Raw genomic sequence first — 26,114 nt, forward strand, 5'->3', positions numbered from 1 at the left:
TGAGTGATAATTATTATCAATTGTAAATTTTGGGTTAATCCTCGCATTTTTATCAATCTGACCTTAATTATATTTGCTAATGATAATCGTTAGCAATAACATTAGCATCTAATAAGCGCTATGGTTGGCCGTTAATATTATTCATCGTTTGAAAAAGATACAGGTAAAGCAAAACATGAAACCGAAACACATATTTGCACTTTCATCATTAGTTTTGGCGATGGGCTTTGTAGTACAGCCCTTCGCCCTAGCAGCCGAACAACAACAAAATGCTGACAACAATGATCAAAACATTGAAAAAATCCAAATCTTAGGTGTACGTTATAAACGCGTTAGCCAAGGTGCAACAGGCTTAACCATGGAGATTAATGAGACACCTCAATCAATCAGTGTGGTCACCAACGATCAAATAACTAATTTTGGCGCTAATAATCTTAACGACGTACTTCGTCTTGCTACTGGTATTAATGTTGAAGAATGGGAAACCAACCGCACACAATATACTTCTCGTGGTTTTGAAATTAAAAGTACCCAAATTGATGGCGTTGGATTGCCAAATGACTGGGGGATAGTCACTGGTGCAATGGAAGCTTATGGTTATGAAAAAATTGAAGTTATTCGTGGCGCTAACGGCCTACTAACCGGGATAGGTAATTCTGCTGGTACCATTAATTATGTGCGTAAACGCCCGACGAATGAAAATGAAGGTGAAGTAGGCATCTCATACGGTTCAGATGACTTTAAGCGCGTACAGGCTGATTACTCTGCCCTATTAACAGAAAGCGGTAGTTGGGCTGGTAGAGTTGTTGCGGTAGTAGAAGACAAAGGGTCATACCTAGATGGCCTAGAAAATGACCGTGGTTATCTTTACGCTGTCGTTGATGGTCAGCTAACAGATAACTCAACCTTAACGTTAGGGTTTTCTTACCAAGATGCCAACACAGACGGTAATACCTGGGGTGGATTAGTATTTAACTATACTGACGGTACCCAAGCTGAGTGGGATACTAGTGCGACTACGAGTCAAGACTGGACCATGTGGGACACCATTAATACAACCGCATTTGTTGAGTATACTTACATACTGCCTAACGATTGGGATCTTAAAGTTGCCTATAATCATCAAGGATTAGAAGATGAAAGTAAGCTATTTTATGCCTCTGGCACCATTGATAAAGAAACTGGTTTAGGATTAATGGGGTCGCCAGGTCGCTATGACACTGAATTTTCAGCCGATATATTAGATATCACCACAATTGGTCATTACGGCTTATTTGGTCAAGATCACGAACTGACCTTAGGCTTAAGCGGTTCAAAAAGTAAAAAATACATGTACCAACATCCATTTGATTATACTGCCACTCCGGCATATGGGCCCACGCCGGCCTTCCCGTACGATCTCGATGCTATTCCTGAGCCAGAATGGGCCGATAAAATCGAGTACTCTGACATAGATGTTAGCTTACTACGCGCTTATGGTTCGACTAAGTTCAATATCAATGACAGCCTATTTGTCGTTGCTGGTTTTAATGCGATTAAATATACCCGCGAAGGTATTAATAGCGGTGTTGATATTGACAACGATGAGAGTGAATTAAGCCCTTATGCAGGCGTGGTTTACAGCATCACAGAGGATATAAATACCTATTTCAGTTATTCAGATATTTACCAACCACAAGAGCAATATGATTACGATGGGTATTTTTTAGACCCAACTAAAGGCGTCAATTACGAACTGGGGCTAAAAACCCTGTGGCTTGATAATGATTTAATGGCTACCTTTGCACTATTTAGTGCTGAGCAAAATAACCTCGCTAGCTACGCCGGCCTGAATGCTAACGGAAACTATTTTTATAAAGGTGTAAACGTCGAATCGAAAGGATTTGAAGTTGAAGTAACGGGACGCATCACAGACAACCTCAATGCAGTATTCGCTTATACGCTGCTTGATATAGAAAATGACAACGGCGCTGAAGCAAATGAGTGGGCAGCCCGAAACGTTGTTAACTTTTCGATGGATTATACCATGCCACAATTGCCAGAAGTAAGCGTTGGATTAGGCGGCAGATGGCAATCAGAAACCAAAAACGTTGACTCTAATGTAGAGCAAGATGCCTATTTAGTGGTTAATGCTTTTGCAAGTTGGAACATTTCTGACGATCTAAACCTAAGAGCGAACATTAATAATCTCACCGATGAAAAGTACATTACTAGCTTGGCGACAATTGGCTATTACGGCGCACCTGTGAATGGTTCGGTGAACTTAACTTATCGCTTCTAAGTGGCATGAATACGCTACCGCGCAGCGACTGAATTTATGCCATCAATTTAAGTATTTGCGTTTAATGCGTTGGTTACCACATCGATATAATTGGTGCGGTAACCACGCTAACAGACAGTATATTGATTGATAAAAAACCTCTTTTTATAAACATAAAAAGAGGTTTTTACTTTTACAGCTGATACATGAAATTATTTTCAGGCCCAACACAAAGATAGCGTTGAGCTCGTCGTCTACAACTATATCGCCTTATTGACGATTCAATCTGCCGCTGGTTTTGGCGCTTATAAAAGAGTGATAATCGAAACAGGTATAGCCAAAACTTATAAATACCCTCACATCGTCAAGCGAGTAAATATGCCGCTGTTTATTATTTCGTTGAGCTTATTTAAGCTACTTAGCTTCGAAAATAAACCTAATTAGCTAAAATAGTATTAACTCTTACTTGCGCTGTATGGCTAAGGGTCTTTATCATAAGCATTACTTATTTAGGGCGAATCCAATCCAATCTAGCCCATTCTTTTTTGGTCTTTCAGGAGCAAACATGCCAAAGATTAATCTGCTGCTATTGTGCGGCGGTGGCGGTGCAGAACACGATATTTCATTAATGTCAGCACGTTTTTTTGAGTCATCACTGGCAAAGTCAGATAAATTTTCGGTACTTAAGCTAGTACTCGATAAACACGGTCATTATCACACTGAAGACGGAAAATTATGCGACCTGACTAATCGGCGTGAGATTCGTTTTGAGGATAACAATACGCCAGCATGGCCCGTTGATTATGTGATCCCGTGTATTCATGGTTTCCCGGGCGAAACCGGTGATATTCAATCTTACTTTAACTTAATTCAACTGCCCTACTTTGGCTGTGAGTCTGAAGCCTCAAGTAATTGTTTTAACAAAATCACCGCTAAAATGTGGTTTTCAGCTTTAGGTGTGCCAAACACGCCTTACATCTTTTTGCATCAACTAGATGATGATGCAATCAAGCAAACTGAAACAGCATTTGATCATTGGGGATCCGTTTTCGTTAAAGCTGCTTCACAAGGATCGTCTGTGGGTTGCTATAAGGTTGATGTGAAAGCCAATATCGCTAACGTACTTAAAGACGCATTCAGTTATGCCCCTTATGTGGTCGTTGAGCAAACTATCCATGCGCGTGAATTAGAAGTCGCCGTATACCAGTATCAAGGTGAAGTAGTTGCGACCTTACCGGGCGAGATTATTTGTGACAGCAATACCTTTTATTCATTTGATGAAAAGTACGCTAAAAATAGTAAGGCCCGAACCGACGTGGTTGCAGAGAACCTCAGCCCTGAGATCAGTCAACTGATCCGTGATTACGCAATAAAAGCCTTTAAAGGGATGAAATTACGTCACTTGTCGCGTATCGATTTCTTTTTAACTGATGATAATCAAATCCTTTTGAATGAAATCAATACCTTCCCTGGGTTAACGCCTATTTCAATGTTCCCGAAGATGTTGCAAAACCATGGCCATGATTTCACTGAATATTTAATTGATGTGATTGGGCAACAGCTTGATTTAACGTAAACAACTTTAGTTCGAAATGCATAAAACAAAAGGCCAGCAAATTTGCTGGCCTTTTCTATACGCTTACAATCTTAACCCGTTTAGAACCCTTCTACACCCGCCATATCAGGTAATTGATGTGCAATCCCTTTATGACAATCGATACAGGTTTTTTCGCCGCTAGCCAGAGACGTTGAATGCATTTGTGATGCACGCTTAGACTGACGAGTGAAATCCATATAATCAAAATTATGGCAGTTACGGCACTCTAATGAATCGTTAGCTTTAAGGCGTTGCCATTCATGTTCCGCCAGCTCTCGACGCTTTCCTTCAAACTTTTCTCGCGTGCTAATAGTACCGAATACTTTACCCCACACTTCTTTAGACGCTTGCATTTTACGGGCAATTTTGTCGGTCCAGTTATGTGGCACATGGCAATCCGGACAGGTTGCACGCACACCACTTCGGTTAGTGAAGTGAATGGTGGTTTGCAGCTCCTGATAAACGTTGTTTTCCATTTCATGGCAACCGATACAGAATTGCTCGCGGTTAGTCAGCTCTAAAGCGGTGTTAAATCCGCCCCAGAAGATCACTCCTGCGATAAATCCACCAATGGTTAAGAAGCCAAGACTGTAATGGACACTCGGACGACGCAGCACTTTCCACACCAGTTTTAGTTGCTCAAATAATTTTGCAAACATAGTCGCTCCTAGTGCTTAACTGCGGCTTTCGCCTTCATTAAGTGGTCTATATCGACAAAGTCATTTTCAACCAACAACTTGGCATCTAACTGCGGTGCATGACACTGAGTACAGAAATAACGACGGGGTGATAAATCAGCCAAGAAATTATTGTCACGGTCCATATAGTGAGTCACGCTCACCATTGGCGCCTGTGAATGACCGGTACTGGTTCGCGCATGACACTGGATACACTTGTTCACTTTAAGATCGATTTGATAACCATCAATCTTGTGCGGGATCACCGGTGGCTGCATAGGATAATTACGAACCTGCTTAACATCGGTATTGATCACCGCTTGCATTGCAGGCGGTGTCGGTTCGATATTAATTGGCGCTAAACGTAATGTGTCGATTTTGTCTTCAGGTATGCTGGTAGCCATTACACTGACAGAGAAACCTAATAACGCGATAATCGATAATAATTTACCTGTTTTCATGGTCTGTCTCCTTAAGCCTTAACAATCTTTACTGCACATTTCTTATAGTCAGTTTGTTTTGACAAAGGATCTGTCGCATCTAACGTCACTTTATTAATGAGCTGACTGGCATCAAACCAAGGCACAAACACTAAGCCCACAGGCGGCTTATTACGTCCACGGGTTTCAACACGGGTTTTAATTTCACCACGGCGAGACACAACTCTAATCTCATCACCACGGCGTAAACCGCGCTTTTTAGCATCTTCAGGGTGCATAAAACACACTGCATCAGGAAAAGCTTTATAAAGTTCAGGTACACGTTGGGTCATAGAACCAGAGTGCCAATGCTCAAGCACACGCCCTGTTGATAACCAAATATCAAACTCTTCATCTGGAGACTCTGCCGCAGGCTCGTAAGGCAAGGCGAAGATAACCGCGCGACCATCTGGCTTACCATAAAACTCATAGTCGGTACCGGCTTTAACGTAGGGATCTGATCCTTCACGGAAACGCCATTTGGTTTCTTTGCCATTCACCACAGGCCAACGTAAGCCGTGTTCTTTGTGGTACACATCAAAGTCAGCTAAATCATGACCATGACCGCGACCAAAGGTGGCATATTCTTCAAATAAACCTTTTTGAATATAAAAACCAAAATGCTTAGCTTCATCATTTAAGTATTTTGGATCAGCATCTGCCAATGGAAATTTATCGACATTGCCATTGAGATAAAGCACTTCATATAAGGTTTTACCTTTAAACGAAGGGTTAGCAGCTAACACTTCTGCAGGCCACACTTCGTCAGTGGTGAAACGCTTAGAGAATTCCATCAACTGCCATAAATCAGACTGTGACTCGCCGGGCGCTTTGACCATTTGATGCCAAAATTGAGTCCGACGTTCAGCATTACCATAAGCACCTTCTTTTTCGACCCACATTGCTGTTGGTAAAATCAAATCGGCGGCTTGAGTCGTCACGGTTGGGTAAGCATCAGACACTACGATAAAGTTTTCTGGATTACGATAGCCCGGTAAACCCTCTTCGTTAATATTGGCACCAGCTTGGATATTGTTGTTCACTTGAACCCAGTAGCAATTTAAATCGCCATCTTTTAAGCGACGGTTTTGCTCTACTGCATGGTAGCCAGGTTTAGGGGGAATAATACCACTGGGAATGTGCCAAATCTCTTCGGCGCGCTTTCTGTGCTCAGGGTTAGTCACCACCATGTCAGCTGGTAAACGATGTGAGAATGTGCCCACTTCACGAGCTGTACCACAAGCAGACGGTTGACCCGTTAATGAGAATGGACTGTTACCTGGAGTAGAAATTTTACCGACCAACAAGTGAATGTTATAAATCAGGTTGTTACACCACACACCACGAGTATGTTGATTAAAGCCCATGGTCCAGAATGACGTTACTTTACGATCAGGATCAGCATACAGCTCAGCTAATTCAATAAGCTTATGTTCTGGTACACCAGACAACTTACTCACAGATTCAACATCATAATCAGCCACAAATTTAGCAAATTCGTCAAAATCAATCGGTGTAGAATCACCCGCTGTGGCGACGTTTTTGGCTTTCATTTCCAGTGGATGCGTTGGCCGTAAACCATAGCCAATATCCGTTGTACCCTTGCGGAAATTAACATGCTTTTTGATAAAATCTTTATTCACTTTGCCATTTTGGATGATGTAATTGGCAATAAAGTTAAGCATCGCCAAATCGGTTTGTGGCGTGAATACAATTGGCAAATCAGCCAGGTCAAATGAACGATGTTCAAAGGTCGACAACACGGCAACTTTAACGTGTGGCGCACTTAAACGACGGTCGGTTATACGAGTCCACAAAATGGGGTGCATTTCTGCCATGTTTGAGCCCCAAAGCACAAACGCGTCAGCCGCTTCCATGTCGTCATAACAGCCCATTGGCTCATCAATACCGAAGGTACGCATAAAGCCACCTACCGCAGATGCCATACAATGACGCGCATTAGGGTCGATGTTATTTGAACCAAAGCCAGCTTTCATTAACTTAACCGCGGCATATCCTTCCCAGACGGTCCACTGACCAGAACCAAACATTCCCACCGCAGTTGGGCCTTTGGCTTTTATGGTAGCTTTCCAACGCTCCGCCATAGTGTCGAAGGCTTTTTCCCACGTAATAGGAGTGAATTCGCCATGCTTGTCATATTTACCATCAGTCATACGCAACATAGGCGTTTGCAGACGATCACGACCATACATAATTTTAGAAAGAAAATAGCCTTTAATGCAGTTTAAGCCGCGGTTAACTTCACTGTTGGCATCGCCATGTGTGGCAACAACTTTACCCTCACGGGTGGCAACCATCACAGAACAACCGGTACCGCAAAAACGACAAGGTGCTTTGTTCCATTCTAATTTGGTTTGTTCTGAGCTAGTGATCAGGTTGCTTGCACTGGTCGGTAGTGCTAATCCTGCAACACTTGCCGCTGCGATAGCGGCATTGGCTTTCATAAAATCGCGTCTATTCATGTTCATACTTCACCTTCTTCAAGCTCTTCACTTTGGTGATACACCATGGTGGCCGTCAACACACCGGGAATGGCATTAATGGTTGAGATATCATCCATCAACGATCGTTGGCTCGGACCTTCTACGACAACCACTAACTTAACGTCATTATTAGCTGACAATTCAGCATTCTTGATGGCCATAATTTTTTGTCTTACGTCAGCCATTTTATCGGGGTGTACTTGGACAATTAGGCTGGTTACGTGAAGTTCATTACTCATACATCGCTCTCGCATTGTTGATTATTTTTAGGATTAGCCTGCGCCTGGAGGCCCAGTTAAAATTTGGCTAAACCAGATAGTAAAACCTAGTGCGCTAACCAGTAATACAGATAAAATTGGGGCTAGAAAGACAGTTAAAAAGATAAAAATCTTTAACTCTAAACCTTTTTTACTTTTGATTTGATTACTCATGGGTCCTCCAAGAGTGGGGATATAAGCAATAATTCATCATTGCTTTATTGCTTGTTTATTCGGTCCATGGGGAATGTTAGCGTTAATGCAGCAGCGAACTATATACTCACAAATTGGTAAACACGGATTAACATGATCTAAATCAACATTTTAAATAGCTAAAACGCGTGAACTGAGTGATTAAGCATAAAAAAGTAGTCAATAAATGCGGGCTCGATCATGGTTGAGGCAGTCATTTCGACTATTGCATCCTATTACTCATATATGAAATAGTGCAAATAATGACCTCGCCCACGCTGAAGATGGGTAGACTGAGCCGAGTTTATAGACAAAAAAAACCGACAGCCAAATGGCTGTCGGTTTTTGTAACACACGAAGAGATTAGCTTAAGCGATAACGCAATACTTTTAATGATTTCTGTTCATCGATATCGGCAAAAATATGCGGATTAGCAATTCTTTCAATATAGGTAAGCTGTGGCGCCGTATTTGCCACTTGTTGCATCAAAAAATCACACCCTAGTTCTGGCGCATTTAAGCACAATAACACTTCGCCTTGAGGCGCCAGTAAGTCTGGCAGGCGTTTGAGTAGACGCTCATAATCTTTAGTGGCAACAAAACTGCCGCGTTGATTACTTGGAGGATCGGCCACAATCAAATCATAGGGTCCAAGCTTAGTTAATTTACCCCAAGACTTAAAAATATCGTGGCCTAAATAACGCGCCCCTGCAGGTAAGTCATTTAACACATGGTTTTGCTTACCTATGCTTAATGCACCTTTACTCATGTCCATGTTGACAACTTCATCTGCACCGCCTTGCAAAGCAACCACAGAAAAGCCGCAGGTATAGGCAAATAAATTAAGCACCTTTTTATGTTTTGCATGCTGTTTCACCCAGGCTCGACCATTGGCCATATCTAAAAATAAGCCGTGGTTTTGACCGCGTAATAAATGCACTAAGAAACGCGCACCGTTTTCAGTCACTATATGCTGCTCTGGTACTTCACCATGCAATAACTCACTCAATGTTTGGCCACCATGACGGTATTGGTAGACTAAATTAAGTGTTTCAGTTGGTCGTTGTTGCTGCCAAAGTGCCACTATGGCAGCAACTAATTCATCGAGTTGCTCACTTTCGAGCATCTTAAAACTGGTAAGCAATAATACCGGCTTGTACCAATCTAAACACAGGTGTTCATCGCCCGCGAATAACCCACCACGACCGTGAAATAAACGGCAAACATCATCGCCGAATGTCAAATTTGGAACCGCTTGTAAAAAACCTTTCATACACTCTCTTAACTCAATAAACTAAATACAATCAATAGGGTTATGCATCTTTCGTTGATGCCTTGGCAGCATTCTCCACGTCATGGTCATTTGCAACGTCATCAGTGACATCACTATCGGCATGATGGTTATCAGCGTCACTCGATACGGTTGCTGTTTCAGTTGCAGTTGCAGTTGCAGTTTCAACATTACGGCTTGATTCACTGGGCAATTCATCGACATTATCTGACAATAAAGTCGCTAGCCAACTGCCAGACTGGCTCGATTCAAGACCAATTTTAACAATCATGGTTAAGGGAACCGACAACAACATGCCGACAGAGCCAAGCAGCCAACCCCAAAAAATCAATGATAAAAAAACCACTAAGGTAGACAAGCCTAAACCACGGCCCATAAAACGCGGTTCAACCATATTACCCATCACCATATTGGTACCCACATACAATAAACCAGTAATACCTGCAGCCCCTGGGCCCATTTGGATAAAAGCCAATAACACAGCAGGAATAGCGGCAATAATAGAACCAATATTAGGAATATAATTAAACAGAAAAGCAATGACTGCCCATAACAAAGCATAATCAACGCCAATGATAGTCAAACCGATACCAACAACCACTGCTGTCGCTAAACTGACAAGGGTTTTAATCACCATATATTGATTAACCGACTGCAAAAATTTGTCGATTTGCTGTAAACGCTTATCTGGAGCATCGAGGGCTAAATGAAACTTTCTAGGCATTGATTGCGCTTCAAATAACATGAATACGATAGTCAAAATAATCAGGAATAAATTAGCCATCACATTACCAACACCAGACAACATATTTGTGGTCATGGATAACGCCATGCCAGGATCAAAGTAGTCGAGCACCTTTTGCTTTGAAATCTGAATATTAAAGTCTTTGAGTTTTTCAAGGATCCAGGCGAATTGTTCAATCAATTGCTCACGGTACTTGGGCATTTCCTTTGAAAACTCAGTCACTGAACTGCCCACTAAACTGGCCAGCCATAACCCCATTAACACTATAAAGCCCATTAATAAGATGATAGATAGCCATTTAGGAATATGATAACGCGTCATCAACACTATCGCAGGATTACAAATTACCGCTAAAAATGCGGATAATACAAAAGGTACGACTATCGGACTGGCCGTTTTTATCCCCGCTAAAATAATCACCACACAAGCCATTACCACAAAACTGCGCACAGCCATTGGAGATTGTTGTATTCCTTTCATAGGCCGAAAAATCCTTATTATTGCTTATTAAAATGATTCTATATGCTAAGCTGAACTCAGTAACATATTGCAAACTAAGTTAAAATTTGTTGTCGATTCGTATATCAGTTGATGGCAATATTGGCACATCACCACTTTCAGGGATCCACTGACATTATATGAAACCAGAAACCGCTATTATACGCATTAAAAACTTACGTTTACGTACTTATATCGGCATTAAAGATGACGAAATCAATAACCAACAAGATGTCATCATTAACGTAGTAATTCATTATTGTGCCGATAAAGCCCGAAATAGTCACAGTGTCGAAGATGCATTGAATTATCGCACTATCACCAAAAAAATTATTGCTTTAATTGAAAATAATCGCTTTTCATTACTGGAAAACTTAACCAACCAAACCCTAGCCATTGCCAGTGAACATGACTGGGTTGAATTTGCCAGCGTCGAAATCGATAAACCCCATGCACTGCGTTTTGCAGACTCAGTGTCGATGGAGTTATGCTATCAAAAGCCCCAGTAACCACCATGGTATGCGCACAATGTGATCACATTTTAAGTTTACCATCGTATATTGCAATATAGAGTAAAGGGGAGTTTAGATGAAAATATTAATCACTGGCGCAACAGGGTTTGTTGGCAAACAGTTAGTCAAATCACTGAGTGACCACCAGCTAGTAATATTGACGAGAAATATTAATAACAGCAAAAACATTCTTGGCAGCCATCATCAGTACTGGCAAACGCTGGCAGACAAATCAGACCTTAACGATATAGATGCTGTGATTAATCTTGCTGGCGAACCGATAGTCAATAAACGTTGGAGCAATAAGCAAAAGAAACTTATCTGTGACAGTCGTTGGGATATCACCACGGCGTTAACTCAGCTTATCCGCAAAAGTACCACCCCACCGCATACTTTTATTAGCGCTTCAGCTGTAGGGTATTATGGCAGACAGGGTGATACCCCTGTGGATGAAACCAGCGGATTTCATGCTGAATTTAGTCATGATATTTGTCAAGAGTGGGAAAACCTTGCGCTTCAAGCTCAATCGCAACAGACCCGAGTATGCATCACCCGCATTGGGATTGTGCTCGGTAAAAATGGCGGCGCATTGGCGAAAATGTTACCGCCCTTTAAGCTCGGTTTAGGCGGCCCAATAGGCAATGGCGAACAAGGTATGAGCTGGATCCACATTGATGATTTAATCAAACTATTTAGCTACTTACTCAATAATTCGAACTCACAAGGCATTTATAACGCAACGGCACCTCAGCCTGTGAGTAATGCCGTATTTGCTAAAGCGCTAGGTAGCGCACTAAGCCGTCCTGCCAAAATAACTACGCCACCATTAGCGCTAAGACTAGCCATGGGTGAAATGTCAGAGTTGCTCACTACAGGCCAATTTGTATTACCTAAACGAGCTTTGGCGGCAGGATTTGAGTTTCAATACACTGACATCAACAGCGCATTACAACAGGTGGTCAATTCAGCAAACTAGGGCCCCGTCCCTAAACTAGCTGTTTAATTTTATCGATAATTGGCCCATAGCGTCGAGCAAGTGGTCGATGCTGTTTATAAATAATGAATAATGGCTCTGCAACCACCACATTATCGCCATGCTCATTGGCAAACGATGCAATACGGATATCTTGTGCTTGAGTAAAATGGTCGACCGCAAATTGTGGTAGCACAGCAAATGCCAGTCCTTTAGCCACAGGTACCAGAATTTGGTTTAATTGGTTAACATAACTGCGGATAGGCACCTGCAATGCTAGAGCCTGTTTTTCACTGAAGTACTGACAGGCTATTTGCGACCAATAATGCATAGCATCAGGATGACTCACCATGCCAAGCGCCATGAGTTGTTCAAATGTAACAGAGTGATGAGGGTATGACTGAGGCAACACTAAGCACAATGATTGTGCGGCTAATGGGGTTACCACCAGCTCATCCATATTAATCGATTGGGTAATGATGCCCACATCAATAGTATTGGCCATAACACTATCAATAATACGTTTATTGGGCGCCGCTTCCAGATAGATTTGTAGTTGATTATATGGCAACTGATAGTCAATAAGGTGAGGATATAGTAGCAAGGCCATTGAACCTGAGCAGGCAATACGACACTCACCAATATGCTCATCATCAACCGCTAATTGTGATAATACTTGCTGTTGTTGTTGCTGCCAAACTAACGCTCGTTGATGTAAAATAATCCCCGCTGCCGTCAGTTCAAAGCTTTTACCTATTCGAATGAGTAAATCAACACCGACCTGCTGTTCAAGCTTTTTAATATGCTGACTGACACCCGGTTGCGTCATAAAAAGCTGTTCTGCTGTGTGAGTAAAATGCCCTATTTCAACCAGTTTAATAAATGTCGTTAACCATTGTTGATTTAACATGCTAAGCCTCTATTGCATCAGATACTAGATCGCAGCCATCTATGTACACTCTCATTAATGGCGATCAAGCAAGACACTAGCATAGCCATTTTTAGGCTGACGATCACACAGTAAATAATATAAATTTATCGTTATACTAATTTTTGATAAATTGAAAATCATCGCAGTGATATCTGAGGTGCTAGCTTATCTCCACAAACGGGGAGAATAACTGCAATTTAGGCTAACAAGGAATATGGAAACCAGCAGAACCACATTTGGCTTATGTCAATCAAACTGGTTATTGTTTGCTAGTTTGGCGCAGTCCCGTATTACAGACTTAATCAATAACGAGCCGTTTGCAGATTATTGAACTGCGGTAACGAACGATCTGCTCATGGTTATCACACCCACTTACATTTTCTAATTAAGCATTAAATGATTTAACTTCTGCATCGGTTAGATACCGCCACTGCCCGACTTCCACATCGGCGTTGACAGCACCAATGCTTTCACGATGAAGTGAGAGTACTTTATTACCGATTGCGGCAAACATGCGCTTAACTTGATGAAATTTGCCTTCAGTTAATGTCAGCAAGACTTCTTTGGCTGTGATGATTTGCAATACCGCCGGTAATGTAAGCCCTTGCTCACCATCAAGAGCAATGCCTTGTAAAAAACGTTCTGCTGCATCATCAACCAGCGGTTTGGCTAACTTAACCCGGTAGACTTTATGACACTCGCCTGAAGGAGAGGTAATCGCAAAAGTCCAACGACCATCATCGGTAATTAGAACTAACCCAGTAGTATCGGCATCTAAGCGCCCGGCAATATGGAGTTCAGATAACCGTTCAACATCCAATAATGAAAAAATCGACGGATAGACACCATCAACATTTGAACAAAGCATATTGGTGGGTTTATTGATTAACAGATAACGAAACGCTCGAGCAGTAAGGTTTTGACCCTTTAAGGTAATTTGATTATTTTCATGCACCTGAACAGCTTCATTCCTAACAGCCACACCATTTACGCACACCTCACCATTATGGATATGTTGGATAGCATCACACTTTAATAACTCAGTACTTTTACAAACAAATCGATCAAGACGCATAAATAACCTTAACTTGGGATAATCATTTTCTATTGGCTACTCAAGCGGATATTATGCCACAGACATAAATTGCTATTACTATTGGTATTGGTGTTGGTGTTGGTGTTGGTGTTGGTGTTAGGGGAAATAGCCAACACATTACTAAAGCAATAAAGAGCAAAGATATGTAACACCGACACTTAACGCAAACCCCACCAACATCATTGCAATAAAAAACCATTTGTGAGAAAAATTGCTTCCTTTAAATACCAGATACGATTTACTGATGCTGTTACCGAGTAAAATTAACAACAATAATTTTATTAAATCAATACCCTGCGGATTCATCGACCATTCGGTCATCACAGAGACTAGAATGGCATGAGCTTCAAAAAATGATACTAGCAAAGTACTGATCCCTCGAGATAGACCAAGTTCACTGCCGATAAAATTCATGCCATAAACAAGTGCGAGGATAAAAATAGATAGCTTAGCGACATTTTTCCAGCTTATTGGATGATCAATTAATAGCTCAATATCAACTGTAGATTGTCTTGATTGGTTGCTTAAAAAAAGCAAATTGGATGGGATCTGCACATATGTAATCACCGTAATAAAAAACATTAACTGTGTGACAAAGGGTATGTAAAAAATAAAGGATAATTGGTCGGCCAAAAAAAAGATAATAAATAGGCATTCCAGTAACATAGAGCATAAGGCAAACAGCAATGTCAGTAACAAGTCACGCTCACTTGTTGATGCAAATTTTTTATCATTTAGTATTTGTATAAAAACTGCCGTGCTGGAAATAAATCCCCCCAGAAAACCCTGTAACTGGAATCGGCGACGTTTTGCTAGCAAGTGAAAACTAAAAAAGCTGAATAACTCAAGACAGGCAACTAAAGGAACAATTTTTAAAAGAGGAACGTAGGCTGCCACCACGAACAAAGCCACCAGCATGGTCATGTCAAACCATATATGTTTGTCTTTAAAATGATATGAGAGTGGCGTCTTATGTTCCATCGACAATATTTTCCCCCAACAACGATTTATCAAGGTGGACTAAATCATACATGATTCAGAACTTACACTGTTTAATCACCAAATTAACCACTGTACTCCAAGAAATCGACACGGAACATTATTTAATATAACTGAATTATACTGTAAGCCAACTTAAATCGCCGCCTCCCGTACTCGTATTGATAAAACCTTATCTTAATTTATAGTATCAATGACTTGAGATTGAGTTGATAAAAATTTTTACACTCCAGTTGGTCAAGGCGCATCATATACTCACGCTAAATAAACATCACTCACTTATACTCGAGTTAACCATTAGGGTTAGTCAACTTAGGCCAATACTTTAACAAATTGATTAATCCTTAGCACAAATCATTCAAACACTAATCTAAACTCAGTTAACTAACGTACTGAAGTGCAAACCCAATAACATTATGATACTCAATGCTATCACCACAAGACACTTCAAGGATCATTGAAATGGCATGGGAAGACCGCACGCCATTTGAAGCCATTGAGCACCTTTATGGCTTAACCGAATCAAATGTGATTAAACTCATGCGCTCATCACTCAAACCCAATAGCTTTAAGTCGTGGAGAGCCCGTGTTAGTGGCCGTAAAACCAAACATCTTAAACTGCGCCCAGAAGGAATTGATAGAGCCTATTGCTCAACGCAATATAAAATGCCTCAAAAGTAATCACATCAGTGATTAACTAAGGTAAAAAAGCAGCATAAAAAAGGGAGATGACGATGCATCTCCCTTAAGATTTATAAGTACTTTAGCCCTCTTTTAACATGTCACTGCACGACTTATTAAGTAACTGACGACAACGCCATACCCCAAGAATCGCCACAATGATTGCTCCAGCAATTGGCGTTATCCCCCACCAAGGCCAATGCATATAAACGACCAACTCAAACACTTGGGTTTTAAGCATGTACAAAGCAAACTCAGCAACAATGACTGCCAATAAACCTGCGATGGCCCCAAGTAAAGCAAATTCAAATCCAGTAGCCGCTCTTAATAACCAACCTGATGCACCAAACGTTCGTAATACCGCCAATTCTCGCTGCCGAGTCGCCATACCTGCTTCAGTCTGGGCTATCAGTACTAAAGCACTGGCCAGTAACACTAGAACCAACACTAATGACAAGGATAATGACACTTGATCGATAATTTGTCGTAACTGTTCAACCATAGCGCCAACATCAATAATCGATACCGTCGGGAATTGTTGGATCAATTGCAGCACCACTTGATTCGCGCTCAGTAGGCTGCCGTCCGCGGCTAATTGCGCATCATTAAGATGAAAGCTCGCCATCGAGGTATAAGCAAATGGCGCCAATGCTTCTGGGGTAAAAATCATGAAAAAATTAGGCTGTAGAGTTTCCCATTGAACCTGCCTTATGCTGGTAACCTTAACCGAGAAGGCTTGATTATCTATGCTATAGGTTAGCTTATCGCCCAACACTATACCTAAGCGATCAGCAACACCAGATTCAACCGACACATCATTGCTAGCCTGATTAAACTCACCTTCAAGGAGCTTATTATTAGGTGGTAAGGTCTCTCGATACGTTAAGTTTAGTTCACGAGAAATACCTACTCGCCCTTCAACACCGTCCTCAGACTGCTTACCTGAAATCAACTCTTCATCATTAATGTGCGTCAAACGCCCACGAACCACAGGATAAATGTCAGTCGCATTAATATGATTAAGCGTCAAAAAGTCATTCAATGGTTTAGCATCTTCAGGCGCGATATTGACTAAAAAGTAGTTAGGGGCATTTTCAGGTAACTGCTTTTGCCATTCATTGAGTAAATCTTGGCGCAAAGCCAAAATCGTTAACAGTAATACTAACGCACTGCTAAAACCGACTAATTGCACCGCATTTTGGCGCGCACGTCGGCGAAGACCAGCCAAAGCTAATTGGAAAGGATTGGTGGTTTTCATGCCGATACCATGACCAAAACGGATCATCACAAATCCAAGCACGCTTAATAACAAACCTAATAGTAGTACTGCAAGCACCACTGTCATGGTCAAGGCTAAACTTCTAGAATATAAATAGCCTAACAAAGCCATGGCAGCCAAACTTAATAGCAGATGTAACCACATCCCCAGTTGCAAGCCTTCTAATTGACGCTGCAATACTCTTAAGGGGGGAATGGCTAACAAGCGCATTAATGGATAAGCCGAAAACATAAATGCACTAATCAAACCCGTGCTAACGCCCAGTAATACAGGGCGTAAGTATGGTGGTGAATAAGCGGCGATTTCTTTAGGCAGAAATGCCGTTATACCAAGATCAAGTAATACTCCGCCCAGCAGACCCAGTGCAATACCCAGTAATGTCACCAAAGACAGATGCAGTCCGAATAATACTCTAATTTGCTTACCCGAGGCGCCAAAGGTTTTGAGCATGGCAACAACATCATAATGGCGTTGGCAATAACGCTGCGCCGCAATACCAATCGCCGCACACGCAAGGGCTATACCGAGTAAACTGGCAAGCAGCAGGAATCGCTCAGCACGTTGCACCGCCGAAGCGATCGGAGAATCTCCCGACTGCACGTCTACCCATCTTTGGCTGTTATTGAGTAAAGGTTTAGCTTGCTGCTCAAATACGGTTAATTGATCAGCATTTCCGGTAAATTGGTATAAATAGGTCACCCTACTGCCAGGCTGAATAATACCTGTCGCCGCCACGTCATCTAGGCGGATCAGTAACACTGGCGAAGATGCAAACGGATTAAAACCAGCATCAGGTAAACGCTTAATCTCTTCGGTTAGTGATAGCTCACTATTGCCTAACTCAATGCTTTGCGGGAAACCAAGTAAACCACCTAGACGACTCTCAAACCATGCTTGACCTGTCTTTGGCATCGCCTGAGTGACACCACTACTGAGTTCGATATCGCCTTTTAATGGGTAACCATCACCTACAGCTTTGACCGTCACTAACTGAAATTTATCTCCGGAATATACCATCGAATTAAATTGCATATTGGTGACATGGGCGAGACCAAGCTTATCCGCTATGGTCAGCACTTGTGGGTCAAGCTCAACTGGCGAGTCAATAATACGGTCGGCAGCAATAAAGTTGGCCGCTTCACCGTTAATAGCAACTTGTAAACGCTCACTGACTCGCGCAAGCCCAGTTACTGATAACACTGCTAAGGTAATCGCCAATACAATAAGAATTAATTGCCCTTGAGCGAGTTCACGTTTAAACAAGCGCCACGCAATTTGCCATTCCATTAATTAACCTCCGCAGTAAACTCAGAGTGTTGTTGACTCGAGAGATTGACTACATTGGGTTCTGATAAGTGACCATTTTCCATCACTAACTGCCGGCCACAGCGCTTCGCAAGATGCAAATCATGAGTCACCAAGACCAGCGTGGTGTCACTTTCTTGGTTTAAAGCAAACAGCATATCGGCAATTTTGTCACCGTTTACACTGTCCAAGTTGCCTGTGGGTTCATCTGCAAACAATACTTTAGGCTCGCAAATAAAGGCTCTAGCAATGGCAACGCGTTGCTGCTCGCCACCAGATAATTGTTTAGGTAAGTGATTTAATCGATGAGATAAACCAACACGCTCGAGCATGGATTGAGCTTTTTGTTTGGCATCTTTAACACCAGAAAGCTCTGCTGGTAACATGACATTTTCTAAAGCCGTTAACGTGTCAACCAACATAAATGACTGAAAGATAAAACTGACTTTTTTCTTACGCAATGCGGCTTTTTGTTCTTCATTCAACCCAGATAGTGCTACACCATCTAACACAATTTCACCAGAGCTAGGAGTATCTAATGCAGCAAGCAAACCTAGCAGTGTCGACTTGCCTGAACCTGATGGTCCCAAAATGGCGATACTGTCTCCTTGCTTGACTTCTATATTAATGCCGTTGAGGATAGTCAACTCTCCCACTTGGGTCACGACAGTTTTATTGAGGTTAGTTACAGTAATGGCACTGATATTTCGATCGATATTATTAGACATACAATCCTTCTTCTATTCGTCACTTAAACGCGTGCTTAGTAGTGTGTTTTTACTGATAGTAATGAGTGTACCAACCTATGCTGCCACGATTTTGATATTGGGTGATAGCTTAAGTGCAGGCTATGGCATGTCAGAAGAGCAAGGATGGGTGCAATTACTCCGCAACGAACTGCCACAGCATCAAATTATAAATGGCTCTGTTAGTGGTGAGACCACGGCGGGAGGATTACGAAGACTCCCGGGTTTACTGACCTCAAGCCAACCTGACTTAGTTGTCATTGAGCTAGGCGGTAACGATGGATTGCGGGGTTTTCCGCCCAGCAAACTGAAATCAAATCTTACACAAATTATTACCTTATCACAGCAACATGGCGCCAATGTTTTATTAACCGAGATAATGGTACCACCTAACTACGGCCCTAGGTACGCCAAATCTTTTACTCAGATTTACCACCAATTGGCCGATGAATATAGCATTAAGCTAATACCCTTTTTCATGCAAGATATTGCGCCAGACAAATCTCTAATGCAACGTGATGGCATTCATCCAAATGAGCAGGCGCAAGCTACTATTACGCAATGGATGTTACCTTGGATCACCCAAGTATTATCCGAGTAAACACTTAAAATTAAATGAGTTTTGCTTAATATGTTAAAAAAAAATTAATATAGTGATCAAAAGTCATTTTAATTTAAGCATCTGTGTTTAAAATGGACACAGCAAGCAGATTAAATCACAATCAATAAATAACGATAAACTTTAGACAACAACAAAGGCAATAAGGAAATAATATGTCCGTCAGTCGTCAAAAAAAAGTATACTTGCCAACAGCAACACGTAAAAATCAATACATTACCATTGGTTTTCCATTAACCGATGAATACCTCAATACGTATGCTGACTTAGAAACTTGTTATGATGAGTTTAGTAAACTTGTCTATCAACTCGCCGAAAAACAAGAATTATATAACGTCCACGTTGTCACCACAGACAAACTGCCTATGGTTCGTTTCCATAGCGAAGCTTACTGCTTAAGTTCAAACGAACAATTACGTTTCTTTTATAATCCAGCCCACCATGAAGCTAACCGAATCCACAGCACACCTGGGTTTCGAGCACGCAAATTACGTATTGTGTTCCTAGCCACAGGCGATGATTTACGCAGTAATTCAGCGAGTTTCCACAGTAAAGTTCAGCATTTTATTTCTGAACTTGCGCCATTATTGCCCGTTAAGAATGTGCCGATTAAAATTCGTGACCATCAACATATTTCTTATGACTTTTTTGCCAAAGCCAAAGGCTTAAAAGAAACTTATGGGTATAAATTACGAGCGGTTGATAGTCGCTACCAACGTCGTCACTGTGAACTGCCTGAAAACGTCAGTACTCTAAACTACGTCACCATCAATATCCCAGTTGATCGCAGGATAAAAAAACAATTACTGGCTAATGATAATGTCGACTTTGGCAGTATTTATCAAAATGTTTATGACAAGTTTGTCCAAGCTACGCAAAGTAAACAATTAAGCCGTGTCGCTATGGTTGCTAATGGTAAGTTACCATTGGTTCGTAATAGTAAATATGAGCAACTTACTAGCACTGATGAATTCCAAATGATTGGTTTTGACCCAAATGTCCAATCACCAGCACCTATCGGTCACTGGGACAGCAATAAACTAGTCGATGTATTTCGTTTTGTTATTGTCGCTGGCAAGAGTGATGAAACAGATGAAGGCTATGGTCGCTTTATGAACCAAGTTGAAGATGCGTTACGAATATTTACGCAAGAATTTGATATCGACAAAGAACACGTTGATGTCATCTTACGCTTCCACCAGCATATTAGTTATAAAGCACAATAATCTGAATCATTCAGTTTGATGCTTAATATAAAAAACGACAGCAAAGGCTGTCGTTTTTTTATGATAAAACGTTTTACTTACCATAATCAGATTAAACCGATTGATTGCGCTCAATCAGTTTATTCATGACAGCATTAACTGATAACGAGGCACCATGGGCAATTTTATCAGCCAGTTTTTTCTTCATTTGATATCTAATTTTGATGACTTGATGAGTTTTTACAAAGTTTAGAATCACATCATCACTGGTAGACACTTCATCAATCAAGCCTAAATCGATTGCTTGTTGACCATACCAATGCTCTCCAGTGGCAACTTTGGCGATGTCCATACTTGGACGATAACGACCAACGAACGCCTTAAATAGCACGTGTGTCTCTTCTAACTCTTGTTGGAATTTAGCACGACCTTCATCTGTATTCTCACCAAATACCGTTAACGTTCGCTTAAAATCACCGGCAGTGTGTTGCTCATAGTCAATATCATGCTTTTTAAGTAAACGATTGAAGTTAGGCACCTGCGCTACAACCCCTATCGACCCAACAATAGCAAATGGTGCGGCATAGACTTTGTTAGCCACACACGCCATCATATAGCCACCGCTTGCTGCCACTTTATCAATACAAATCGACAAGGGGATATTGGCTTGGCGTAAACGGTCTAACTGACTTGATGCTAGGCCATAGCCATGAACCATACCGCCACCACTTTCAACATTTACCAGCACTTGATCATCTTTATCGGCAATAGTTAGAATAGCCGTCACCTCTTCACGTAATGAGGCTACCTCACTGGCATCAATACTGCCTTTAAAATCAATTACAAATACTTTCCCTTTGGTTAAATCTTGTTTCTCAGCGGCTTTCTCTTCTGCTTTTACTTGCTTTTCGTAGGCCTTAAATTGCTTTTTAGTCAGTAATTCTTCTTTCAACTCGTGTTTAAGTTGAATTAGCTCGTCTGAAATATCGGTCAGGCGTAATTCACCTTTATCAGCTTTATGCTTCATGCTGCTAGCGAGCACCAAGATCACCACGGCAGCTATCGCTAGCACTATTGTCACAGCTTTCGCTAAAAATAAGCCGTATTCATATAAAAATTCCAAATCTCGCTCCATACAAGGAAAACATTCTGGCGACATTTTAACAGTAATCACCAATAAATAGAGAATAAAAAACCCAGCAAATTGCTGGGTTTTAATTAAAAACGAACACTAATTAGTAAGTATTAGTTACAACTCTTAATAACATCGCTATTTGACACGACTATCGTTGCTTGTCCAGCACCTGCCGACTTAGCAAATCCAGCTACTTGAGATTGCATTTCAGCCGTTGCTGCAGCAGCCATACCGTCAGTGACACCTTCCACTTCACCAGGGCTCACAATAGAACTGTGATGACCTTTAGAGAAACGAACCGCACCTGAGCCTGGCATAGTTGAATCAACACAACCTAAACCAATTGCACTAATTAAAGGCTCAGTACCCGATAATGGGAAGCCTTCAACGCTGTTAGGCAATGTCTGGTCTGGTAAGTTTGTCGCATCGCCAGCAACTTCAATTAAGTGAACAGGTAAACCTGTTGCCGCTAACATTGCACCATGGTTTACAGGATCTGCAGAGTCCATCGCAGTTTGTACCGCTAATGCAAACGATGGAAGAAATCCAGCGTACACCGCTTGTACTAACGCAGCATATTCAGGAGTGCCTTCTTCGTAACCGGCAGTATTTGCCGAAGCTAATAGAGCAGCGAACGTGCTTGAAGCTGTGACATTATCAAATAATTGTGGACCAAAAGCAGCAGAGCCGGCAAATGCACCAGCCAAACCACCCGCAGGAGCCACTAACGATGCTGCGTTAATCGCATAAGCGTTAGGTAAAGTATCGCCCGTCATTGGGTTAACTAAACCTGTGCTGGCATAAGTAGCAAATGTTGTTCCTACAATGCCACCTAAGCTTAAGCCTTGCGCACTGATTTTAGACACATCAAACACTTGTGGTTGATTTGCCGCCGCTAATTGCTGCGCCATTCCGGTCAATAATAAGCGTAATGCTAAATGATCTAAGGTTGCCTGACGGAAGTTATCACGCACCGTTAATGTACTGGCAATGTTAACAAACACTAGCGGGTTACCATTTTCGAAAGCATCAGGAGTACCAATAACATTACCAAACGCAGGTGCTGTTGCTGAAATCTCATAGATACCATCTTTATCTAAATCAAACGAGCGAGCACCATGCAAAGGCATATCGATTGAAATAGTCGCTACACCAGCAGCTGCATAAGTTCCTGCATAAGCTAGCGCCATTTCTTTACCACCGCCTAAACCATGCATAGCAATTGTCACAGGCCAGCCATTGGTTGGTGCAACAAACGCATCACCTTGAAACGCTGCTAATTTAGCCGCGTTGGGTATGGTAATTTGCACTGGAATCGTTTCATAACCTTTGATAGCAGGGATTGGATTAAGACGAGTTAGGTGCTTAGTTTTATCAGCTGATGTGCCGTCGTCAAGCATCCATTGCTTACCAGCAAGTAATGCAGGATTAGCTAACGCAGCTTGTGGGTCAACACCTTGCTCAGACGCTTGAGCGAAGAAATTAGCTTGGCTTAATGTTCCCGCCTGAAGTGACAACAATACTGAAACTGGACTATCACCTTGAGCAAACCAGCGACCGTTTGGTGCAGTTGGCTTACCATCAACAACAGGAATCACACAGCTGGCAGAAGAACAGTCACCATAGAATGGCACTTTAATTTTTGCCGTATACACGTCGGCAATATTGGCTAGCGTGTAAGCTAAACCACTAGCTTCCGTTAAACCAACAGCCTGAGCAACCGTGTAACCTGCTGGTGTTGGCGCTTGGACAAATGAAGGTGTATAGGCAGGATTAGATGCCATTAATAACTTAGTGGTTTCATATACGTTAGCAACTGACTGAGTGGTAAATAAGCCAGAGTAAATAATATTGTCTGGATCAACACCATGGGCTGCTGCAGCCCCTTTTTCGTAGCTATTAACTAAACCTTGTAATTGTAACTGCGCTGCAGTTTCTAGCGGCTTAGTTTCAATATCTAATTTTAATAAGTTATACGTCGTCGATGCAGCAATACTTCGACCCAATGAGTCGTGGATTAAATCAGTTGCAACATATAAATAAGATTGGATCGGCTTAAGCGGCTTAAGTGGCACGATAACAACGTTGTTACCTGAGGCTTTAGTCACAAAATCAACACCAAATGTTAATTCTTCACCCACTTTACAAGCTGAAACTGAGGCCTGTGAAGTACACTCAGGATCGGTAGATAATGAACCGCCCACTGTGGCTTCAAAAACGCGCACCGCGCCTGGCTGGAATACTGAGTCAGCATCAATCGTTAATGCATTACCTTGAAGGTCTTTTGCTAACTCCATTGTTATTGATATTGGTGAGCTAGTTGACCATCCATCTAATGCACCCAGTGCAGTTTGAGGATTGGTATAATCGACACCGGTTTCACCCGGAATTGTCAACGTGCCATCCGTGGTGCCACTAAACAATAAATCGTTCGGTAAAGGTAGCTTGCCATTAGCAGGATCGAATTGAACGTGTGATAAAGGCACCAAAGGTTCAACATTATCTTTTGCTTCGTTAAAAGTATCACCACCACATGCCGTTAAGCCAAGAGCAGATGCAATTGCAACACCCAAAATGAGTCTTTTCATCTTTTTTTCCCCAAATCTTGTTTTAATAATTTTGTTTTCCCCAAGAATTGGTCACAATAGTCCTATCATGCGACCAAATAAGGACTTATGTTAGTCCTCAACTATTCTCAAGTTAACGTAAAATTATTGAGTTAGCTACAAGTTTGTTACATGCAAATGACCTATTCATACACAATTATCAATCATTTGTTTCAAACGGTCGTTTATTTTTTATCCGGTACTAGATTTGACGGGCGATTGCGCGTAGAGGAAATAATTAATCATGTTGGAATATCAAGCGACAAAAGATTTACTGAATAACAAAACAATCTTGGTTACTGGTGCTGGAGACGGTATTGGCCGTGCAGCATCAATCGAGTTCGCGAAACACGGCGCAACCGTTATCTTACTGGGTAAAACGGTCAAAAAACTTGAAAATGTATACGATGAAATAGTGAATGCTGGATATCCCAAACCAGCTATTGTGCCCTTAGATATGAAAGGTGCGACTGAACAGAATTATATTGATATGGCAGACACCATTGCTGAACAGTTTGGTTGTTTAGATGGCTTATTGCATAATGCGTCACAATTGGGGGCATTAGGGCCATTTGAGCATATTGATTTAACCTCTCTTGAAACCATTTTAAAAGTGAATGTCACCGCTCAAGCCATCATGACCAAATCGTTATTGCCGATTATGCGCAAAAGTGAACATGCCTCAATTATCTTTACCTCAAGCAGTGTGGGTCGTAAAGGGCGTGCTTATTGGGGACCTTATGCTTTTTCTAAATTTGCTACCGAAGGCATGATGCAAGTTTTAGCCGATGAATGTGATAACACTTCCGTAAGAGCCAATAGTATCAACCCAGGTGCGACTCGCACTGAAATGCGCGCAAAAGCTTATCCTGGTGAAGATCCACAGACATTGAAAACAGCACAAGAAATCATGCCTACGTATTTATTTTTGATGGGTAATGAATCTATTGGTACAAATGGCCAAGCATTCAACGCTCAATAATCAGCTGACATAAGGCTAGATTTTAGTTTTTACTGAGATGACTTTAGCTTTGCATAAAAAAACGGAAGCCATTGCTTCCGTTTTTAGTGTGAATGAGCATCTAGCCTAGAAGCTCATATTCTCGGCATTCTGGCTAACTAACTTATCACCAATACCAGTAACCAAAGTGAGCTGTTGCACATCGGTGAATTTACCGTTTTTGGTTCGATAATCCACAATCGCTTGTGCTTTGGCTTGCCCAATACCTTTAAGCGCTTGTAATTCTTCTGCGCTGGCTTTATTAATATTGATCTTTCGCATTTTGGTTGATGTTGCCTCAACCGTTTTAGTCACTTTTTTTGTGGGTTCGGCCATCGTCTTAGCCGTTTCTGCTGCATAGGTATGGCTACTGAGCAAACAGCAGGCCCCTAAAAACACTGCTGTTAAAGTCAATGATTTCATTCGATTCTCCTTTCTTTCCTTGATTTGCTGGTATGTTGTCCTTCTCCATTACCAAGCTCGAAAGATCCGCAACGCTTTACCGTTTACGGATCGGAGGCTAAATGT

General features: G+C 41.6%; 23 protein-coding genes. 8 read left to right on the top strand and 15 right to left on the bottom strand.

Annotation, left to right across the window (positions count from 1 at the left end; all coding sequences use genetic code 11):
* Positions 1 to 175: 175 nt before the first annotated feature.
* Together GW828_RS10350 and GW828_RS10355 are read left to right on the top strand one after the other, a co-directional pair.
* Positions 176 to 2,281, top strand: coding sequence for a TonB-dependent siderophore receptor (locus tag GW828_RS10350; protein WP_273057466.1), 2,106 nt, complete (start codon positions 176 to 178; stop codon positions 2,279 to 2,281).
* Positions 2,282 to 2,825: 544 nt separating this feature from the next.
* The gene (locus GW828_RS10355) at positions 2,826 to 3,836 is read left to right on the top strand and encodes a D-alanine--D-alanine ligase (RefSeq protein ID WP_124016444.1); all 1,011 of its coding nucleotides are present in this window, start codon (positions 2,826 to 2,828) and stop codon (positions 3,834 to 3,836) included.
* Between the two features lie 80 nt (positions 3,837 to 3,916).
* Here GW828_RS10355 and GW828_RS10360 read toward each other — a convergent pair whose 3' ends face one another.
* The 7 genes from GW828_RS10360 to GW828_RS10390 all read right to left on the bottom strand — a co-directional run bounded on the left by GW828_RS10360 (position 3,917) and on the right by GW828_RS10390 (position 10,481).
* The gene (locus tag GW828_RS10360; RefSeq protein WP_124016443.1) at positions 3,917 to 4,516 is read right to left on the bottom strand and encodes a cytochrome c3 family protein; all 600 of its coding nucleotides are present in this window, start codon (positions 4,514 to 4,516) and stop codon (positions 3,917 to 3,919) included.
* Between the two features lie 8 nt (positions 4,517 to 4,524).
* The gene (locus GW828_RS10365) at positions 4,525 to 4,995 is read right to left on the bottom strand and encodes a nitrate reductase cytochrome c-type subunit (RefSeq protein ID WP_124016442.1); all 471 of its coding nucleotides are present in this window, start codon (positions 4,993 to 4,995) and stop codon (positions 4,525 to 4,527) included.
* Between the two features lie 11 nt (positions 4,996 to 5,006).
* A complete protein-coding gene (gene napA, locus GW828_RS10370; protein WP_273057469.1) occupies positions 5,007 to 7,496 on the bottom strand; it encodes a nitrate reductase catalytic subunit NapA in 2,490 nt (829 codons plus the stop codon).
* Positions 7,497 to 7,498: 2 nt separating this feature from the next.
* Positions 7,499 to 7,756 (bottom strand): chaperone NapD, encoded by a 258-nt coding sequence (locus GW828_RS10375; protein ID WP_182697012.1) that lies wholly within the window; start codon positions 7,754 to 7,756, stop codon positions 7,499 to 7,501.
* A gap of 33 nt (positions 7,757 to 7,789) precedes the next feature.
* Complete coding sequence (locus GW828_RS10380) at positions 7,790 to 7,948, bottom strand: periplasmic nitrate reductase, NapE protein (RefSeq protein WP_124016440.1); 159 nt, start codon at positions 7,946 to 7,948, stop codon at positions 7,790 to 7,792.
* A 381-nt stretch (positions 7,949 to 8,329) separates the two neighbouring features.
* Entirely contained in the window at positions 8,330 to 9,238 is a 909-nt protein-coding gene (locus GW828_RS10385; protein ID WP_124016439.1) for a class I SAM-dependent methyltransferase, read from the bottom strand.
* 40 nt (positions 9,239 to 9,278) lie between these two features.
* Complete coding sequence (locus tag GW828_RS10390; protein ID WP_273057473.1) at positions 9,279 to 10,481, bottom strand: AI-2E family transporter; 1,203 nt, start codon at positions 10,479 to 10,481, stop codon at positions 9,279 to 9,281.
* Between the two features lie 158 nt (positions 10,482 to 10,639).
* On the opposite strand from GW828_RS10390, the gene folX reads away from it, so the two are divergent.
* The gene (gene folX / locus GW828_RS10395) at positions 10,640 to 11,008 is read left to right on the top strand and encodes a dihydroneopterin triphosphate 2'-epimerase (protein ID WP_124016437.1); all 369 of its coding nucleotides are present in this window, start codon (positions 10,640 to 10,642) and stop codon (positions 11,006 to 11,008) included.
* 79 nt (positions 11,009 to 11,087) lie between these two features.
* On the top strand, positions 11,088 to 11,987 hold the full coding sequence (locus GW828_RS10400) for a TIGR01777 family oxidoreductase (RefSeq protein WP_124016436.1): 900 nt from the start codon (positions 11,088 to 11,090) through the stop codon (positions 11,985 to 11,987).
* A gap of 10 nt (positions 11,988 to 11,997) precedes the next feature.
* Here the strand turns inward: GW828_RS10400 and GW828_RS10405 are convergent, their stop codons facing one another.
* The 3 genes from GW828_RS10405 to GW828_RS10415 form a co-directional block, all read right to left on the bottom strand.
* Complete coding sequence (locus tag GW828_RS10405; RefSeq protein WP_182754700.1) at positions 11,998 to 12,894, bottom strand: LysR family transcriptional regulator; 897 nt, start codon at positions 12,892 to 12,894, stop codon at positions 11,998 to 12,000.
* Between the two features lie 406 nt (positions 12,895 to 13,300).
* Positions 13,301 to 13,990: a pseudouridine synthase gene (locus GW828_RS10410; protein ID WP_182754698.1), complete on the bottom strand. Its 690-nt coding sequence runs from the start codon at positions 13,988 to 13,990 to the stop codon at positions 13,301 to 13,303.
* 141 nt (positions 13,991 to 14,131) lie between these two features.
* Positions 14,132 to 14,992: a DUF4010 domain-containing protein gene (locus tag GW828_RS10415; protein WP_273057477.1), complete on the bottom strand. Its 861-nt coding sequence runs from the start codon at positions 14,990 to 14,992 to the stop codon at positions 14,132 to 14,134.
* Between the two features lie 444 nt (positions 14,993 to 15,436).
* Here GW828_RS10415 and GW828_RS10420 point away from each other — a divergent pair, with 444 nt between their 5' ends.
* Entirely contained in the window at positions 15,437 to 15,691 is a 255-nt protein-coding gene (locus tag GW828_RS10420) for a TIGR03643 family protein (RefSeq protein WP_124016432.1), read from the top strand.
* Between the two features lie 82 nt (positions 15,692 to 15,773).
* On the opposite strand, the gene GW828_RS10425 is transcribed toward GW828_RS10420, so the two are convergent.
* Complete coding sequence (locus GW828_RS10425) at positions 15,774 to 18,257, bottom strand: ABC transporter permease (RefSeq protein WP_182743034.1); 2,484 nt, start codon at positions 18,255 to 18,257, stop codon at positions 15,774 to 15,776.
* On the bottom strand, positions 18,257 to 19,003 hold the full coding sequence (locus GW828_RS10430) for an ABC transporter ATP-binding protein (RefSeq protein ID WP_273057479.1): 747 nt from the start codon (positions 19,001 to 19,003) through the stop codon (positions 18,257 to 18,259). The genes GW828_RS10425 and GW828_RS10430 overlap by 1 nt, the downstream gene beginning before the upstream one ends.
* A gap of 61 nt (positions 19,004 to 19,064) precedes the next feature.
* Between GW828_RS10430 and GW828_RS10435 the strand changes: the two genes are divergently transcribed.
* Positions 19,065 to 19,622 (top strand): arylesterase, encoded by a 558-nt coding sequence (locus GW828_RS10435; protein ID WP_165870089.1) that lies wholly within the window; start codon positions 19,065 to 19,067, stop codon positions 19,620 to 19,622.
* 173 nt (positions 19,623 to 19,795) lie between these two features.
* Complete coding sequence (locus GW828_RS10440) at positions 19,796 to 20,866, top strand: DUF3083 family protein (protein ID WP_182697019.1); 1,071 nt, start codon at positions 19,796 to 19,798, stop codon at positions 20,864 to 20,866.
* A gap of 91 nt (positions 20,867 to 20,957) precedes the next feature.
* Here GW828_RS10440 and sohB read toward each other — a convergent pair whose 3' ends face one another.
* Positions 20,958 to 21,968, bottom strand: coding sequence for a protease SohB (gene sohB, locus GW828_RS10445; RefSeq protein ID WP_165870088.1), 1,011 nt, complete (start codon positions 21,966 to 21,968; stop codon positions 20,958 to 20,960).
* Between the two features lie 122 nt (positions 21,969 to 22,090).
* Positions 22,091 to 24,568 carry a VolA/Pla-1 family phospholipase gene (locus GW828_RS10450; protein ID WP_273057482.1) on the bottom strand — a complete coding sequence of 826 codons (2,478 nt, stop codon included), beginning with the start codon at positions 24,566 to 24,568 and terminating at the stop codon, positions 22,091 to 22,093.
* Between the two features lie 262 nt (positions 24,569 to 24,830).
* On the opposite strand from GW828_RS10450, the gene GW828_RS10455 reads away from it, so the two are divergent.
* Positions 24,831 to 25,568, top strand: coding sequence for a YciK family oxidoreductase (locus GW828_RS10455; protein WP_124016425.1), 738 nt, complete (start codon positions 24,831 to 24,833; stop codon positions 25,566 to 25,568).
* A gap of 105 nt (positions 25,569 to 25,673) precedes the next feature.
* Here GW828_RS10455 and GW828_RS10460 read toward each other — a convergent pair whose 3' ends face one another.
* Positions 25,674 to 26,009 carry a ComEA family DNA-binding protein gene (locus tag GW828_RS10460; RefSeq protein ID WP_182743009.1) on the bottom strand — a complete coding sequence of 112 codons (336 nt, stop codon included), beginning with the start codon at positions 26,007 to 26,009 and terminating at the stop codon, positions 25,674 to 25,676.
* Positions 26,010 to 26,114 lie beyond the last annotated feature (105 nt).

This window comes from Shewanella vesiculosa, assembly GCF_009994065.1.
Taxonomy (GTDB): Bacteria; Pseudomonadota; Gammaproteobacteria; order Enterobacterales; family Shewanellaceae; genus Shewanella; species Shewanella vesiculosa.